The organism is Terriglobus saanensis SP1PR4 (genome assembly GCF_000179915.2).
Taxonomy (GTDB): Bacteria; Acidobacteriota; Terriglobia; order Terriglobales; family Acidobacteriaceae; genus Terriglobus; species Terriglobus saanensis.
Window position 1 is genome coordinate 1,430,063 of record NC_014963.1, and the last position, 14,705, is coordinate 1,444,767.

General features: G+C 53.9%; 9 protein-coding genes. 8 read left to right on the plus strand and 1 reads right to left on the minus strand.

Translation table 11 applies throughout. From position 1 onward, the window contains the following. Positions 1 to 1,121 precede the first annotated feature (1,121 nt). The 3 genes from ACIPR4_RS05985 (at position 1,122) to ACIPR4_RS21495 (ending at position 5,217) form a co-directional block, all read left to right on the plus strand. A complete protein-coding gene (locus ACIPR4_RS05985) occupies positions 1,122 to 2,945 on the plus strand; it encodes an outer membrane protein assembly factor BamB family protein (protein ID WP_013567757.1) in 1,824 nt (607 codons plus the stop codon). Positions 2,946 to 3,038: 93 nt separating this feature from the next. Continuing rightward, a complete protein-coding gene (locus ACIPR4_RS05990) occupies positions 3,039 to 4,613 on the plus strand; it encodes an SH2 domain-containing protein (RefSeq protein WP_013567758.1) in 1,575 nt (524 codons plus the stop codon). A gap of 49 nt (positions 4,614 to 4,662) precedes the next feature. After that, on the plus strand, positions 4,663 to 5,217 hold the full coding sequence (locus ACIPR4_RS21495; RefSeq protein WP_013567759.1) for a helix-hairpin-helix domain-containing protein: 555 nt from the start codon (positions 4,663 to 4,665) through the stop codon (positions 5,215 to 5,217). 457 nt (positions 5,218 to 5,674) lie between these two features. Here ACIPR4_RS21495 and ACIPR4_RS06000 read toward each other — a convergent pair whose 3' ends face one another. Next, positions 5,675 to 6,598 carry an aldo/keto reductase gene (locus tag ACIPR4_RS06000; protein ID WP_013567760.1) on the minus strand — a complete coding sequence of 308 codons (924 nt, stop codon included), beginning with the start codon at positions 6,596 to 6,598 and terminating at the stop codon, positions 5,675 to 5,677. Positions 6,599 to 6,708: 110 nt separating this feature from the next. Here ACIPR4_RS06000 and ACIPR4_RS06005 point away from each other — a divergent pair, with 110 nt between their 5' ends. From ACIPR4_RS06005 to ACIPR4_RS06025, 5 genes are all read left to right on the plus strand, one after another. Continuing rightward, a complete protein-coding gene (locus ACIPR4_RS06005) occupies positions 6,709 to 7,101 on the plus strand; it encodes a MerR family transcriptional regulator (protein WP_013567761.1) in 393 nt (130 codons plus the stop codon). 402 nt (positions 7,102 to 7,503) lie between these two features. After that, positions 7,504 to 8,394: a helix-turn-helix domain-containing protein gene (locus tag ACIPR4_RS21500; RefSeq protein ID WP_013567762.1), complete on the plus strand. Its 891-nt coding sequence runs from the start codon at positions 7,504 to 7,506 to the stop codon at positions 8,392 to 8,394. 76 nt (positions 8,395 to 8,470) lie between these two features. After that, on the plus strand, positions 8,471 to 10,108 hold the full coding sequence (locus ACIPR4_RS06015) for a GMC family oxidoreductase (protein ID WP_013567763.1): 1,638 nt from the start codon (positions 8,471 to 8,473) through the stop codon (positions 10,106 to 10,108). Positions 10,109 to 10,258: 150 nt separating this feature from the next. Next, positions 10,259 to 11,515 (plus strand): efflux RND transporter periplasmic adaptor subunit, encoded by a 1,257-nt coding sequence (locus tag ACIPR4_RS06020; protein ID WP_013567764.1) that lies wholly within the window; start codon positions 10,259 to 10,261, stop codon positions 11,513 to 11,515. Beyond that, positions 11,502 to 14,702, plus strand: a complete 3,201-nt coding sequence (locus ACIPR4_RS06025; protein WP_013567765.1) for an efflux RND transporter permease subunit — start codon at positions 11,502 to 11,504, stop codon at positions 14,700 to 14,702. Before ACIPR4_RS06020 ends, ACIPR4_RS06025 begins: the two co-directional genes overlap by 14 nt. Positions 14,703 to 14,705: the final 3 nt, after the last annotated feature.

Consider the following 14,705-nt stretch of genomic DNA (forward strand, 5'->3'; position numbering starts at 1 on the left):
CTGCTTCGCGTCAAGTTAGATTTCTGGGTTTGCCATCAGGTTTTAGGCGACCGCCAAAGGGCAAGCAGTGCTATATCCTCGTCACCGCTACGAGACCAAGAAAAATTGAAGTGGTGGTCAAACGTAACTCGAGAGTGATGTATTTGTGGCAGTTCATGCATGGACAACGTGCGGAACTTGGCGGCCGCCGAGGTTCGCACTAAGCTGGGGAGCTCAGAGTTCCTTCGCTCCAGAAGTCCGCGAATGTGCTCCACTCGTTCGATGATTTCACCGTAGTCGGCAGGTCGATACATGGCGAAGGCTTCTCCTCTTGATGCTCAACATCGGAGTTGCGAATTCGCACCAAGCGGAGCCAGACCGTCCTAATGTTCAACAGGCATTCCAAGAGAAACGGTGCTGGCCCAGAGAAGTGCAAATCGTATGCTTGCGTGCAGGTTCAGACGCATCACGATTCCTTAAAGACGACAAGGAACGTTGGGTTCCAAAACCATCGCGGCACTGTGAGCGAGGACGTTGAAAGCGATTGCGGGGGAAGGCACAGGATTGTCACCACGTTCTTTAACTGATCGGCCCGCTTCCATTCGCACTCTATTGGTCCAGTCTGGGCCGGTGCACATTGGGGTCCTCTATATCAGGTGGCGCTTCCATCTGTCTCACGGCCTCGAAAGCCTGGGAGGAGAACGCAGTCGCCGGGAACGCGACGTTTGCTTTGAATCTCTGGTCGATCTGATTAGGCGTTGGCCGTGGCGGCTTCAGTTCCATGCAACGGTTGATAGACATCACCCGTTGACCAGAGATGGTGACGCAAGACGGCCAACAATTAAAGGCCGCCAAAATTCATTATTCAATTTCCGACTCGACGGATGGGCTCTCATGATTGAGGTTTCCGTTCCTGGAGAGAGGTGGAGATTGAAGTTCATAGTGATGGCGAAATAGGTGTGGAGACATTTCTGACTACTAGCCGTCTGCGTGGCGCCGAAGCATTGGCTGATCTTTTTGAGCGTTTTAGTGATTAGGTGTTGTGTTGTTTTCCGAAGTTTTTGGGTTCAGTCTCCCTTTTGGTGAAGGAGCGTCCGGAATAAACAGGAGTTCCATGTGTTACTCCGGGTAGGAGTTTCACCATGGCAAAGCATTCTCTCAACGGCCGCGAAGGCACCGATTTGGCTGGTTCGAGAAATCTCGGGCGATATGACTTGAACAAACAAGTCGAAGTACAGCGCACGCTTCGCCGGCACGAGACCGAGCTACAGCAAAACGTACACAAGCTCGAACTCAAGGAAGAGATCCCTCCCCTGGATCGTCAAACCTTTGCAAATTCATATCACACTAGCCCAGAAGATCTCTCTAACGTGGCTCTCGAAGGTCCAGACGGACGATCCCGGTCCAAGGTGGCACGCGCAGTATTGAGCCTGTTCGCAATCGTTGGTTTCGAATTGGGATCTCCCTGGATGGCTGCGGTACACGGTCAGACGTCGGCGACGCCGGAGTGGAACACTGCCAGCTTCAACCCGGCGCGCGATGCGTGGCAGAGGAATGAGACCAAAATCAATCCTGAGAACGCTAAGAACCTTCAACTGCTTTGGAAGGCGAAGCTGGAAGTGAAGACGATGGGGATGCAGTCCTTCCGGGAACCCCTGATCGTCTCCAGCGGCGGCAAGACGCTGACGATTCTGGCGGGCAGCTCGAACGAGATCTATGCTCTGGACGCCGATAGCGGCGCGGTGGTGTGGAAGAAGAAGTTGGCGTGGGCGTCGGAGAAGCCCGAGGAGCCGGGCGAAGGTAGCAGCTACATCTGCACGAATGCGTTGAGCGCTACTCCGGTGGTGACACCTTCGGGAGCAGGCGAGAGATTCGTTTACGTCATTGCCAGCGACGGCTATCTGCACACTCTAGCCTTGGGGAGCGGCGAGGAGAAGGATGCGCCGCTTCAGGTCCTGCCTGAGCCCCATGGGAAGCCGTATGGGTTGAACCTCGTCAACAACGTTATCTACACGATTACCGGCCGGGCATGCGGCGGAAATCCGAATGCGCTCTATGCGGTGAATCTGGCCAATAAGAAGGTCACGGTCTCGCAGCCTCCGCAGGCCGGTCTTTGGGGAGTAGCTGGAGCTACCATCGGTGCCGATGGGACGATCTACTTTGAGTCCGGAGATGGCGTATACGATGCAAAGTCGGGACGGCTCTCTACCAGTGTCGAGGCTTTTACCTTCTCGAACGATACGCTGACGTTGAAGGACTACTACACACCTTCGAACTATGAGTGGCTGACCAAGCGCGATCTGGATATGGATGCCACCGCGGTAATCTTCCCGTACAAGAGCCAGGAGCTGATGGTGGCTTCGGGTAAAGAGGGCCGCTTCGTGCTGATCGATACGAAGTCGATGGGCGGCGTGGATCATATGACACCTGTGTCCCGGACTCCGTTGATTACGAATACGAGTGCCAACCTCCAGACAGAGGGCACCTGGGGAAGTCATGCGTCGTGGCTGGATGCAGATGGAACGCGATGGGTGCTTGCACCTACTGGATCACCGGTTGCGGTCAAGTTTCCCATCACGAATGGCAAGGCTCCGAATGGAGGTGTCATCGCGATGAAGCTGGAGGACAAGGGTGGCAAGTTGGCCCTGGCACCAGTGTGGCAGTCCAGAAATATGATTACCGCCGAGCCTCCTGTGATCGCCAATGGCGTGGTCTACGTGCTGGCGGCAGGAGAGTTCACTGGGCAGGCGAACGAAACGGAGGGCGGGTTGTTCAATTCGGAACAGCGAATCCAGAGGTCCGTCCCTGCGAAACTCTTCCTGCTCGATGCCAGGACGGGTAAGGAGTTGTATTCGAGCGGAGATCAGGTCGCTTCGTTTCTGCATCAGGCCGGCCTTTCGGTAGCGGGCGGGCGAGTTATCTTCGGTACTTTCGATGGCACGATCTATTGCTACGGACTTAAGTAGTTCTCAGAGACGGGTTGGCCTGAACGCTCTTAAAGAATTGGATTCTTCAGATTGAGATATCGTCATTGCACTTTGAATCGAGGACGTGAGCTGATGAGAAATTCCCTGGTTTTATTCGCCGCATTGGCGCTGCCTGTTGCCGTCTTCGCGTCTGGTGCGGCCTTCGCCCAGGGCGGTGGGATCGGTAACTGGACTACCGCTGGCGCTGACCCCAGCCATAGTGGCTGGCAGAAGAATGAGAAGAAGATCTCCAAAGAGACTGCCGGAACTCAGTTTAAGTTTCTGTGGAAGCTCAAGCTGGGCGCGACGGCGAAGGAGACGCAGTCCTTCACGGAACCGCTGCTGGCTTTGCGTTTGATCAACGCGCAGGGGTTCAAAGACCTCGTCCTGTGGGGGAGCACGGATACGGTATACGCCGTCGACTCAGAGTTGGGCACAATTGTGTGGAAGAAGACCTACGATGTGCCCGCTTCCAACGGCACCGGCGCATGTGGGGCCCATAATCTCAGCATCGTGATGGAACCTCCGGTGGTAATTAACTTTGGGGCACATCGCGCTCCGGGTGCATCTCCTGCGCCTACGCCTCCTGCATCTGCTCCGCCACTTCCTCTGAGCCAGCGTCGTCTGGGCGTTACGGCTGGTGGTGGAGGCTTTGGGTTGAAGGGCCTGTATGTGTTGACCGGCGATGGAATCCTTCATGAGCAGGTTTTGAGCACGGGCATCGATTTCGCTCCCCCAGTCAAATTTCTGCCAATGGCCCATGCAAATCCGGACGGTCTGAGCGTGATTGGAAAGAAGATGTTCACCATCACAGGCCGTGGCTGTAGTGGAACTAAGAATGGTCTTTGGGCCATCGATCTGGCGAGCCCGGATTACACCACGACCAACTATATGACTGACAAGGTTGTTCCGCTGGGGCTCTCTGGCCCAACACTGGACGATGGTGTCGCTTACCTAGTGACCGGCAGCGGCGCTGCGGGCAATGTGCATGCAGACAGTGTGATCGCAGTAACGGTAAAGGATATGAAAGAGAAAGACTGGTATATGCCTGCGGGCGAGGGCAAAGTGAGGAACATCTCGCCGGTTGCATTTACTTTCAAACAGAAGAAGCTTGTTGCAGCGCCGGGCAGGGACGGCAGCTTCGTGTTACTTGACAGCGAGTCACTCGGCGGCGCGGATCACCATACGCCTCTGTCCGAAAGCGCGAAGATTGCAAAGACAAAGAGTGATAGCTTCGACAGCCTCGCCAGTTGGCAAGATGCCAGTGGTACAGCATGGGTGCTCGCATCGGTCTCCGGTTCTCTACTTCCCGAGGCAAAGTTTGCGGCCACGAATGGTCCTGCTCCGCACGGAAGCGTGGTTGCATTCAAGGTGGAAGAGAAGGGCGACAAGATGATGCTCACACCTGCCTGGGTATCGCGCGACTTGATCCACCCTGCACCGCCTGTGATTACGAATGGAGTGGTCGTAGCCCTCTCGCAGGGAAACTCGACGATGCATGCCACCCTTTACGTCCTTGATGCTATGACGGGTAAAGAGCTGTACTCCAGCAAGGATGCTATTTCGACCTATGCGCATTTGACCGGCGTCGCCGTTGGCGATGGCCATGCTTTCTTCACAACCCATGACAGTACGCTCTATTCCTTCGGTATCGGGTTGGAGCACTGACAAGGGATCTATCGGAGAGGTTTTGGATTATCTATGGTGCGGAGTGAACGTGAACCGATTAGCAAAAGTGGTGATTTCCAATGGCAAGCGCTTCCTGATCCAAATCGCGCTTTGGGGAGTGACCGTTGGTATGGCTTCCTCTCAGCAGACACCGCCACAGACGCCACCGAAAGACCACGCGCAGCACAGCACAGAGCTTCCGCCCGGTGCAGGGAGAGACACAGTGGTGCGGGTCTGCGGAAAGTGCCACTCGCCTAACATTTTGGTGGCGAATCCGCGGGATCGGCAGGGATGGGAAGACACCATCACCAAGATGTACGGACTGGGTGCGGTCGCGACGGATGAAGATTTTACAGAAATTCTTGAGTATCTGGCTAAGAATGTCTCCCAACCGCCGACCGCACCGTCAATGGCCAAAGTCGCTGTGAATAAGGCGACGGCTGCGGAAATGGAGACTTCTCTGGAACTGTGGGTGAAAGACGCTGAAGCCGTGGTTAGCTATAGAACGAAGAATGGAGATTTCAAGTCTCTCGAAGACCTGAAGAAGATTCCAGAGTTAGACGTGAAGAAACTGGATGAGAAGAAGGATCGAATTACTTTCTAAGCTAAAGGCGGCATAAAAACTTATGTCTTGCGATGAGGGTTACTACGCCAAACTTCAAAATCGTATGCTGGTGCCTCGGGAGACCGGCAAGGAGAGTCTTGTGCCGTGAAGGAATGGCAAGCCACATTGAGTCTGATCATGGATTGTGTACGGCGAAGGGTTGATAGGGAGACTGTAGGCCAGCCATTGAGCCCCGAAAGCTTCAAATTATGAATTCAGTGTGCCGACGCGCCGTTAGTGTCGTTTCACATTGGTTTGTTTTCCGTAGATATACGGACGGTCATTCTTGGACAGGCGACTGCGTGAGCAGTCTTGTTTTTCAGATCTTCAAAGGACGTGCAGCGTGAGCAGGTCGAAGTCGCCTCGGCCTGAAAATGCAAGCTGAAAAAGCGAATTCAAGCCCAGATGTTAAGCTCACCCGGGTGAGCCAGATCCAGGGATCGTGAAAAGCAATACCTTACAGCGTGGGATGTATGGTTGGCAGCGTCTGCAGAGATAAGCTGCCCTTCCCGAAGGACTGGGACAATATATTCAGCGTGTCCACATCATCAGTCGAAAGATAGACGCTGGAAGCTGTTTCGTTTTGGTCGAGATGGTCTACCGAGGAAGTACCGGGGATGGCGATGATGACCGGTGACCTCTTGAACAGCCAGGCCAAAGCTATCCCCGATGGTGCCACGCCTTCCCGTCTGGCGATAGCTTTTAGCTCTTCCGATTCAATAAGTTTCCCGATCTTTAGCGGGTAAAAAGGGATAAATCCGATGTCATGCTTAGTGCAGTAATTGACAACACCATCGTGGGTCCGCGTGCCAAGGTTATATTCGTTTTGCACGGTTGCAATCTCAACCGATGACCGCGCCCGCTCAATCTGATCGACACTTACGTCAGAAAGTCCGATGTGACGTATTTTCCCCTCGACCTGTAGCCGTTGAAGCAGGCCCATTGTGTCTTCAATCGGAATCTTCCGATCGACGCGATGAAGTTGGTATAAATCGATACACTCGACTCCGAGATCACGCAAACTACCTTCAATCGCTTGACGCAGATGCGACTCGCTATTATCGACTGCGCTCCGATGATCCTCAGACGTTGCCGGTCCGCTCCGTATCATGCCGCCCTTTGTCCCGATTACAAGCTCTGCGGGATAGGGCCGCAAGGTATCGCGAATAAGGCGCTCGTTGTCACCGGGGCCGTAAACATCTGCCGTGTCGATGAAGTTGATTCCCAATTCAATGACTCTGTGCAGGACTGCTCGGGCGGCTGGCACATCTTCTGGCGGGCCCCAAACGCCTTTGCCGGTGAGTCGCATGGCTCCGAAGCCAAGTCGGCGAACGGGAAGATCTCCACCGATACTGAATTCATCTATATTCATCATGCTCATCACATCTCCTAACTTCAGACTGCTTCGATTCATCAAGCCGCACTCATTGCAGCTTTCAAACGCTCGAAGCTTTAGAGTAAGTGTGGAGTGAACTACATGGTCAATACCTTATGCTGATTTCAGAATTTTCCCTCAAGAGCGGCCTTTCCAGAGAAACGGTTCGTTTCTATGTGCGCCTCGGGTTGTTGCATCCACAGACAACATCGAAGGGCGGTAGAAATCCTTATCAGCAATTCCAGCAGGACGACCTCGCTGCCGCTGAACTTATTCGAGTCGGCCAGGCGCTTGGTCTTTCTCTCAAAGAGATCGCAGTGCTGACGGAAAAGCGCCGCGGAGGCAAACTTCCTCTGAAGGGCCGAATAGAGCTGATGAAAGCACAGTTAACTCAATTAGACCTTAAGGCGATAAAGATTGAGAGATTAAAGACCTACGTTCGTGCCAAGATCGCTTGGCAGGAACATGGGGAGAAAGGCCCTGAACCGAAGCTCGACCCGGCGATATAGCGCAACAGATCCAGCGCTTTGCACCAACGAAGGAAGCCCTATAAAGAAGCAGAGCGTATTGCCGATGTCTCCATCTCCGTATAAGTGCAGGGTGAGTCATTCGAGTGAGCGCACATATAAGCTTATATAATCGGCTTATAGTTGACCTGTAGAAGGGCCGATGGGTAGTAGTCTTGATTTTGTGGTAGAGAATGCAACTGTGCTTGCTGTGCCTGAAACAGGGTCATTTGATGTGAAGCGCGGCGCTAAGGCTTTGATAAGGAACTTTGCTCCGCCGATGGCTCAGGCACAACAGACGCGGTATGGATATCCTGGCGAGTGTTCGATATGTTGGCGCGTATGTCTTCCGCCATCACTTATGCCCTGGGAAATCGACCCACAACCTAAGTGGAGAGCTAAACCGTGACGTCTAACGAATTTCCTGAATCTAAAGAAATCAGTGATCTCTTCAAGGGCTCCTCTTTGCGAGAGCGCTCAAGCCTGAAACTTGGGTGGAACGGGATCACTGTAGAACGTCGCAGTACGGAAGCTGGCGAACGGCCTGAAGCCGCTTCTGATCACTACTTCATTGTCCTTTGGGAAACTCACTCCACACATGGGGAACGCGAAGACGTTCGCGGACAATTCGCTTCATATATAAAACACCCCGGCACGATAAGTACATGCATCCCGGGAATTATTCCGCGAGTACGAGCTTTCTCGAAGACAGAAGCCATCGTCTGTGCGCTCAATCCAGTGTTCCTAGCTGGCATAGAAGATGAGCTCGATTGCCGTCCCACCGATCCGATGCGCAGCCAGTTAGGAATCACCGACAAGGGACTATGGGGGCTCGTATCGCTTCTAGCGACGGAAGCAGCGGAGGAAGGACGTTGCGGAAGGCTGTATGCGGACTCCCTGGCACACACTCTCGGTATTCGATTCCTGTATACGACGAGAGAACAGAGGCAGCAGGAACCACAGAAGATGTCTACTTTGCCGCGTTATCTGCTTCAGCGCATTGTGGAGCTTATGCACACAAATTTAGCGTCGGACCTCAGTCTCGCAACCTTGGCGTCCGAAAGTGGATACAGTCGCGCCCATTTTGTACGTATGTTCCGGGCAGCAACTGGCCAAACTCCCTACCAATATCTATTGGATCTGCGGTTGGAGCGCGCGAGACAGTTCATCAAGAATGGTTCAAGATCGCTTACCGACATAGCTGCCTCCTGCGGATTCGCCAGCCACACCTCGTTCTCAAAGGCATTCCGTCGCCGGTTCAGAACAACGCCAAGTCTCTATCGCCGCGAAATTTAGCACTTAAGATCTAAGGTGAGCGTTTAGGTGGAGCGCCACGCCCCAGCCCTATCTACATTGGGGCTGGGAGTACACAATGCCTTTTAAGAAGATAAGCGATCACGCGGCCAACGCATCGGACGCAGCTTTTGTAGAAAAAGTTCGTTCGAATCAACTGAAGCTATCACAAGATCTCCGCGCGAGCTATGACTTCATCGTTTGTGGATCGGGCTCATCCGGAGCCGTTGTAGCGCGCAGACTTGCAGAGAATACGGCGGCTAGGGTTCTCTTACTTGAAGCGGGTGGCAGCGATGATCTTCCGAATATCACCGAACCCCATTTGTGGTTTACGAACCTTGGAAGCGAGAGGGATTGGGGATTTCAGGCTCGACCAAACCCAGATCTGAAAGATCGTGTTGTATCCCTGAACATGGGAAAGGTGCTCGGCGGAGGATCGAGTATCAACTTGATGGCTTGGGCCCGCGGCCACAAGAACGATTGGGATTATTTTGCGCAGGAAGCCGCCGATCCAGCATGGAACTACGCATCTGTGCTGGAGATCTATCGCCGTGTAGAAGATTGGCATGGCACCCCTGATCCGCAGCATCGAGGATCGGGAGGACCCGTGTTTGTTGGCCAGGGACCAGACCCAAACCCTATTGCCCCAGCCATGCTCGAGGCTGCAAGACTGTTGGGCATTCCTACTTTTGCGAATCAAAACGGAGAGATGATGGAGGGCGAAGGGGGTGGTTCTATCACCGATGTGCGCATCCACGATGGACGCCGGCTATCGGTCTTCCGTTCTTACACCTTCCCGTATATGGATAGGCCAAACCTGACGGTATTGACCGACGCGCTCGTGACACGGTTGATCTTTGACGGCAAGAAGGTCTCCGGCGTCGAAGTGGCGATCGGAAACCAAGTACATCGGATCGCAGCCGATTCGGAAGTTGTGCTTTCCCTAGGAGCCATCAACACGCCGAAGGTTCTGATGCAGTCCGGAATCGGTGACGAAGCTGAGTTGAAGCGGCTGGGGATTCCAGTGGTTCAGCATCTTCCTGGAGTAGGACAAAATTTCCAGGACCACTGTATGGTCGCATCCTGCATGTGGGAGTATGAGGAGCCGCTAGCACCTCGTAGCAACGCCAGCGAGGCTACACTCTTCTGGAAGAGCGATCCAAATCTCGACACGCCCGACCTGCAGATCGCACAGATCGAAGTGCCATTCACGAGCCCTGAGACCGCGAAGCTCAATCCGCCTGCAGGGGCATGGGGAATCTGTCCCGGCCTTGTAAGGCCGAAGAGCCGTGGAAGGCTTCATCTGACCGGACCGAACCCTCATGATCCGATCGAGATCGAGGCGAACACTTTGAGCCATCCTGACGATCTCGAAGCCATGCTTCGATGTGTGGAACTTTCAAGGGAAATCGGAAACTCCGCGCCGCTCCGAGCTTTTGTGAAGCGGGAGGTGATGCCGGGCAAGCTCAAAGGAGCAGCTCTTGAAGATTTCATTCGGAGCGGCATTGTGAGCTATTGGCACCAGACCTGCACGGCGAAGATGGGACGCGATGAGATGTCCGTTGTCGACGGCAATCTCAAGGTTTACGGAATCGAAAAGCTTCGCATTGCGGATGGCTCAATTATGCCGCGCGTGACTGCAGGCAACACGATGGCTCCCTGTGTGGTCATTGGTGAAAGAGCAGGAGAAATCCTCAAGAAAGAATACAAATTCTGAGTAGCTTTCGTTTTAGGAAAGAGCCGCTGGAATCAGAAGGCTTTTCCTATCCAGCAACGATGACTTTCAAGACTCGCAGATCTTTGTTGGCATGCGAGTCTTGAAAGTCTATGAAGTCGCATCGGGCACTCAGCCCCGGAGTCTAGTCTTTTGCCCCTTACAGCTCTCTCGCCAGATGGCCGTTGGAATCACGCCAGCGGCCGCGTCCTCTCTTGTGTCCTTGTTGTTGGCGGCCTTGCGACGTTGTCTGGGTGTCAAAAAGACACTTCTAAAGCGGCTGCTCCTATTGTGCCTGAGGTGATTGTTGCTCAGGTCTCGTGCCAGCAATTGGGACAGGCCGAAGAGTTCACGGGACGTGTAGAAGCAGTCAATACGGTCGAAGTGAGGCCTCGAGTCTCGGGGTACTTGCAGCGAGTTAACTTTCGCGAAGGAGATATGGTGCATCGCGGAGACCTCCTGTTCGAATTAGATCCACGGCCATTTCAAGCCGAGGTAGACAGGCTCAGCGGAGATTTGGAAGTAGCACAGGCTGAAGTGGCCAGGACCGACGCCGACCAGCATCGGGCAGAGCGCCTCCGAGATAACGAAGGTATGTCCAGGGAGGAATACGACCGCAGGGTTGCGGCGCATACAGAAGCTGGTGCAAAAGTATCTACAGCCGAAGCAGCCCTGCGTGCTGCGAATCTGCGCCTTAGCTTCACTCGTATCACTGCAGCAATCGATGGGCGCATCGGCAGAGCGCAGGTAACCGAAGGCAACCTTGTCCAAGAGGGGCCTGCGCAGATCATACCTCTCACTACGCTTCTGTCTGTCAATCCCGTGTATGTCTACTTTGATGTGGACGAAGCAAGTTATCTCACAATCAAGCAACTTCCTGGCGCGGGAGTACAGTCGGCTCTTCTTGGCTTGGCGGATGAGACTGGATTTCCGCATAAAGGCCAGTTGAGTTTTGTCGACAATCAGGTGAACCGCAACACTGGCACAATCCGGCTGCGGGCTACTTTCGCGAATTCGAATCTGCGCATGACTCCCGGCCTCTTCGCCCGAATCCGACTCGAAGAAAACAAGACCTACAGGGGGTGCTTAGCTCGGGACGAGGCGGTTGTCACCGACCTCGATCAGAAATACGTTTACGTGCTCTCGAGAGGAAACTCCCTTGTGTACAGACCTGTTACTCTTGGCCCCTTGCAAAATGGGCTACGGGTCATACGATCGGGCCTTATGGACTCGGACGTGATTGTCATCTCTGGTTTGCAACGAGTGCGGCCTGGCATCAACGTCATTCCAAAGCGCGTCCCGATGGAACCGGCCTCTCCAACCAAGTCGAGCCGCCTCGCGGTTCCTAAGCCACTGCGGTCGATGAATCAAGCAAGTGGATCAAACGGAGCTGGTATTGAACATCTCTAATTTCTTCATCAAGAGACCTATTTTCGCAGCCGTCTTTTCAATCACCATCTTCGTGATTGGCGCCGTCGCCTATTTCAGACTTCCACTGAGTGAATACCCTGACGTCGTTCCGCCAACAGTGATTGTTAAAGCAACGTTTCCGGGCGCGAATCCGAGAGTCATCGCCGACACTGTCGCTTCACCGCTGGAGCAACAGATCAACGGCGTCGAGAACATGCTTTATACATTTTCCCAAGCGACATCGGACGGAGCGATGACGCTGACGATCACATTTCGACTCGGTACAGACCTGGACAAAGCGCAAGTGCAGGTTCAGAACCGCGTGGCACAAGCACTTCCGCGATTGCCAGAAGTTGTGCAGCGACTGGGCGTAACCACAGAGAAGAGCTCGCCTGATCTCTTGTTACTCGTTCATCTCGTGTCTCCGAATAACCGCTACAACATGCTGTACCTCGCAAACCTTGGCGTTCTGCAAGTCAAGGATGAATTGAAGCGCCTACCGGGGGTGGGCGATGTGACCATCTTCGGTGCTGGTGACTTCAGCATGAGGATTTGGCTCGATCCAGACAAGCTGAATACCCATAATCTGACGGTGAACGACGTTGTCCAGGCAGTGCGCGATCAAAACCTGCAAGTAGCTGCCGGCGTACTAGGCACCCCGCCGTTGAAGACAGGGGAAACTGCGTTCCAACTCCTCGTCAACACGCAAGGAAGACTCACAACCGTCGAACAATTCGACAACATCATCATCCGGTCGACAAAAGACGGCGCACTCACCCGTGTTCGAGACGTAGGTCACACCGAAATGGGGTCGAGTAATTACGCACTTAGAAGCCTTCTCGATCTTCGACCGGCGGCTGCAATCAGCGTGTATCTGCGCCCAGGATCGAATGCCCTAGCTACAGCTCAGCAAGTTCGCGACACAATGGCCCGCCTGAAGAAGAGCTTTCCAGATGGTGTCGATTACCAGATGCCCTACGACCCAACAGTCTTCGTACGCAACTCGCTTCTTGCGGTAGCGCACACATTTGTCGAAGCGCTGATTCTGGTTGTTCTTGTTGTCCTCGTCTTTCTGCAGACGTGGCGCGCTTCGATCATCCCAATCTTGGCACTCCCTGTCTCCCTGGTCGGAACCTTTTCGATCATGCTCCTGCTAGGGTTCTCTCTCAATACGCTTTCGCTCTTTGGACTGGTTCTTGCCATCGGAATTGTGGTCGATGACGCCATCGTAGTGGTAGAGAACGTTGAACGAAATATAGAGCTTGGATACGAGCCAAAAGAGGCCACCAGGCGGGCCATGCATGAGGTCAGCGGTCCCATCATCGCGATTGCTCTCGTATTGTGCGCCGTGTTTATCCCAACGGCCTTCATCGTGGGTGTGTCGGGCCAGTTCTATAAACAGTTCGCGCTCACGATTGCGATTTCGACGGTCATCTCCGCCTTCAGTTCGTTGACTCTCAGTCCGGCAATGGCTGCTCTGTTGCTGAAGCCAAAAGGCTCCGAGCCGGATGCCCTCACCAGAGGGATTGATTTTGCGTTTGGCTGGTTCTTCCGGCTGTTCAACCATGCTTTCGAGACCAGCTCCAATAGATACCGTGGATTGGTGAAGAAAAGCCTGCGAGGCAGCATCGTAGTGGTCATCATCTATTTTGGCTTCACTGCGCTTACAGGACTTGGCTTCTATCGCGTGCCTTCCGGGTTCATCCCGAACCAGGACAAGGGTTATCTTGTAGCCTTTGCTCAGTTGCCAAACGGTGCGTCTCTCGATAGGTCAGAGGAAGTCATCCGTAAGATCTCCGCCATTGGGTTGAAACATCCGGGAGTGGCTCACGCCGTTGCGTTTCCCGGCCTCTCCATCAACGGCTTTACGAATAGTACGAATGCAGGAGCGATCTTTTTTCCTTTGAAATCGCCCGACGAGCGGGCGAAGTCAGTCGACCAATCCGCTATAGCGATTGCGGCGGACATTCGTCGCGAGGTTGCAAATATCCCCGAAGCTTATATCGCGATCTTCCCACCGCCCCCAATCGAGGGGATTGGAACCACGGCCGGATTCAAACTGTACATCGAGGACAGAGCGAGCCTTGGCCTGGAGGCTCTCTACCGGGAAGCATCACGAACTTCCGTCGGCGCCAATCAGGCGCCGGCGCTTGCTGGAGTCTATTCCAGCTTCGATGTAAACGTCCCAGAGGTCAATGCGAATGTTGATCGCGACAAGGTGAAATCCTACGGCCTGAATATTTCGGATGTCACGGACACATTGCAGGTTTATCTCGGATCGCTGTACGTCAATGACTTCAACAGCTTCGGGCGAACCTATCAGGTCAACTTGCAGGCCGACTATCCGTTCCGACTCCAACCGGAGGCAATAGGTACGCTCCGCACACGCAACAGAGATGGGATGATGATCCCGCTCAGTTCCGTGGTCTCTGTATCCAGGACGTTCGGCCCGGATCGTGTCATGCACTATAACGGGTACCCGGCCGCTGATATTAATGGGGCTGCAGCCGAAGGCTTCTCCAGCGGCCAGTCCGAAGCGGCCATCTCTAGCGTTCTAGATCGCGATCTGCCCAAAGGCATGACCTATGAGTGGAGCGAGTTGACCTTCCAAAAGATCCTGGCCGGCAATACGATGATCTACATCTTCCCGTTGTCGGTCTTCTTGGTCTACCTAGTTTTGGCCGCTCAATATGAAAGTTGGTCGCTTCCGTTCGTCATCATTTTGATCGTGCCGATGACCCTATTCTCCGCGATCGGTGGTGTATGGCTAACGCATGGTGATAACAACATCTTCACCCAAATCAGCCTTATCGTTCTCGTCGGTTTGGCATGTAAGAACGCAATTCTGATTGTCGAGTTTGCGAGAGAGCGCGAGATTTTAGAAGGCATGAACCGAGTCGATGCCGTGCTCGAAGCCTGCCGCCTGCGATTGCGACCGATCTTGATGACTTCCTTTGCTTTCACGATGGGCGTGGTTCCTCTGGTGTTTTCGAACGGGGCGGGATCAGAGATGCGTCGGGCCATTGGAGTCGCCGTCTTTTTCGGAATGCTCGGCGTCACGCTCTTTGGACTCCTCTTTACGCCTGTGTTTTATGTATTGGTCACGAGAGAACGAAAGCGGACCGCAACCGAGGAGGATTTAAGCGCAAACAACCCCACTCAGCTGAACGCTCCCACGGAGGCTTGAACC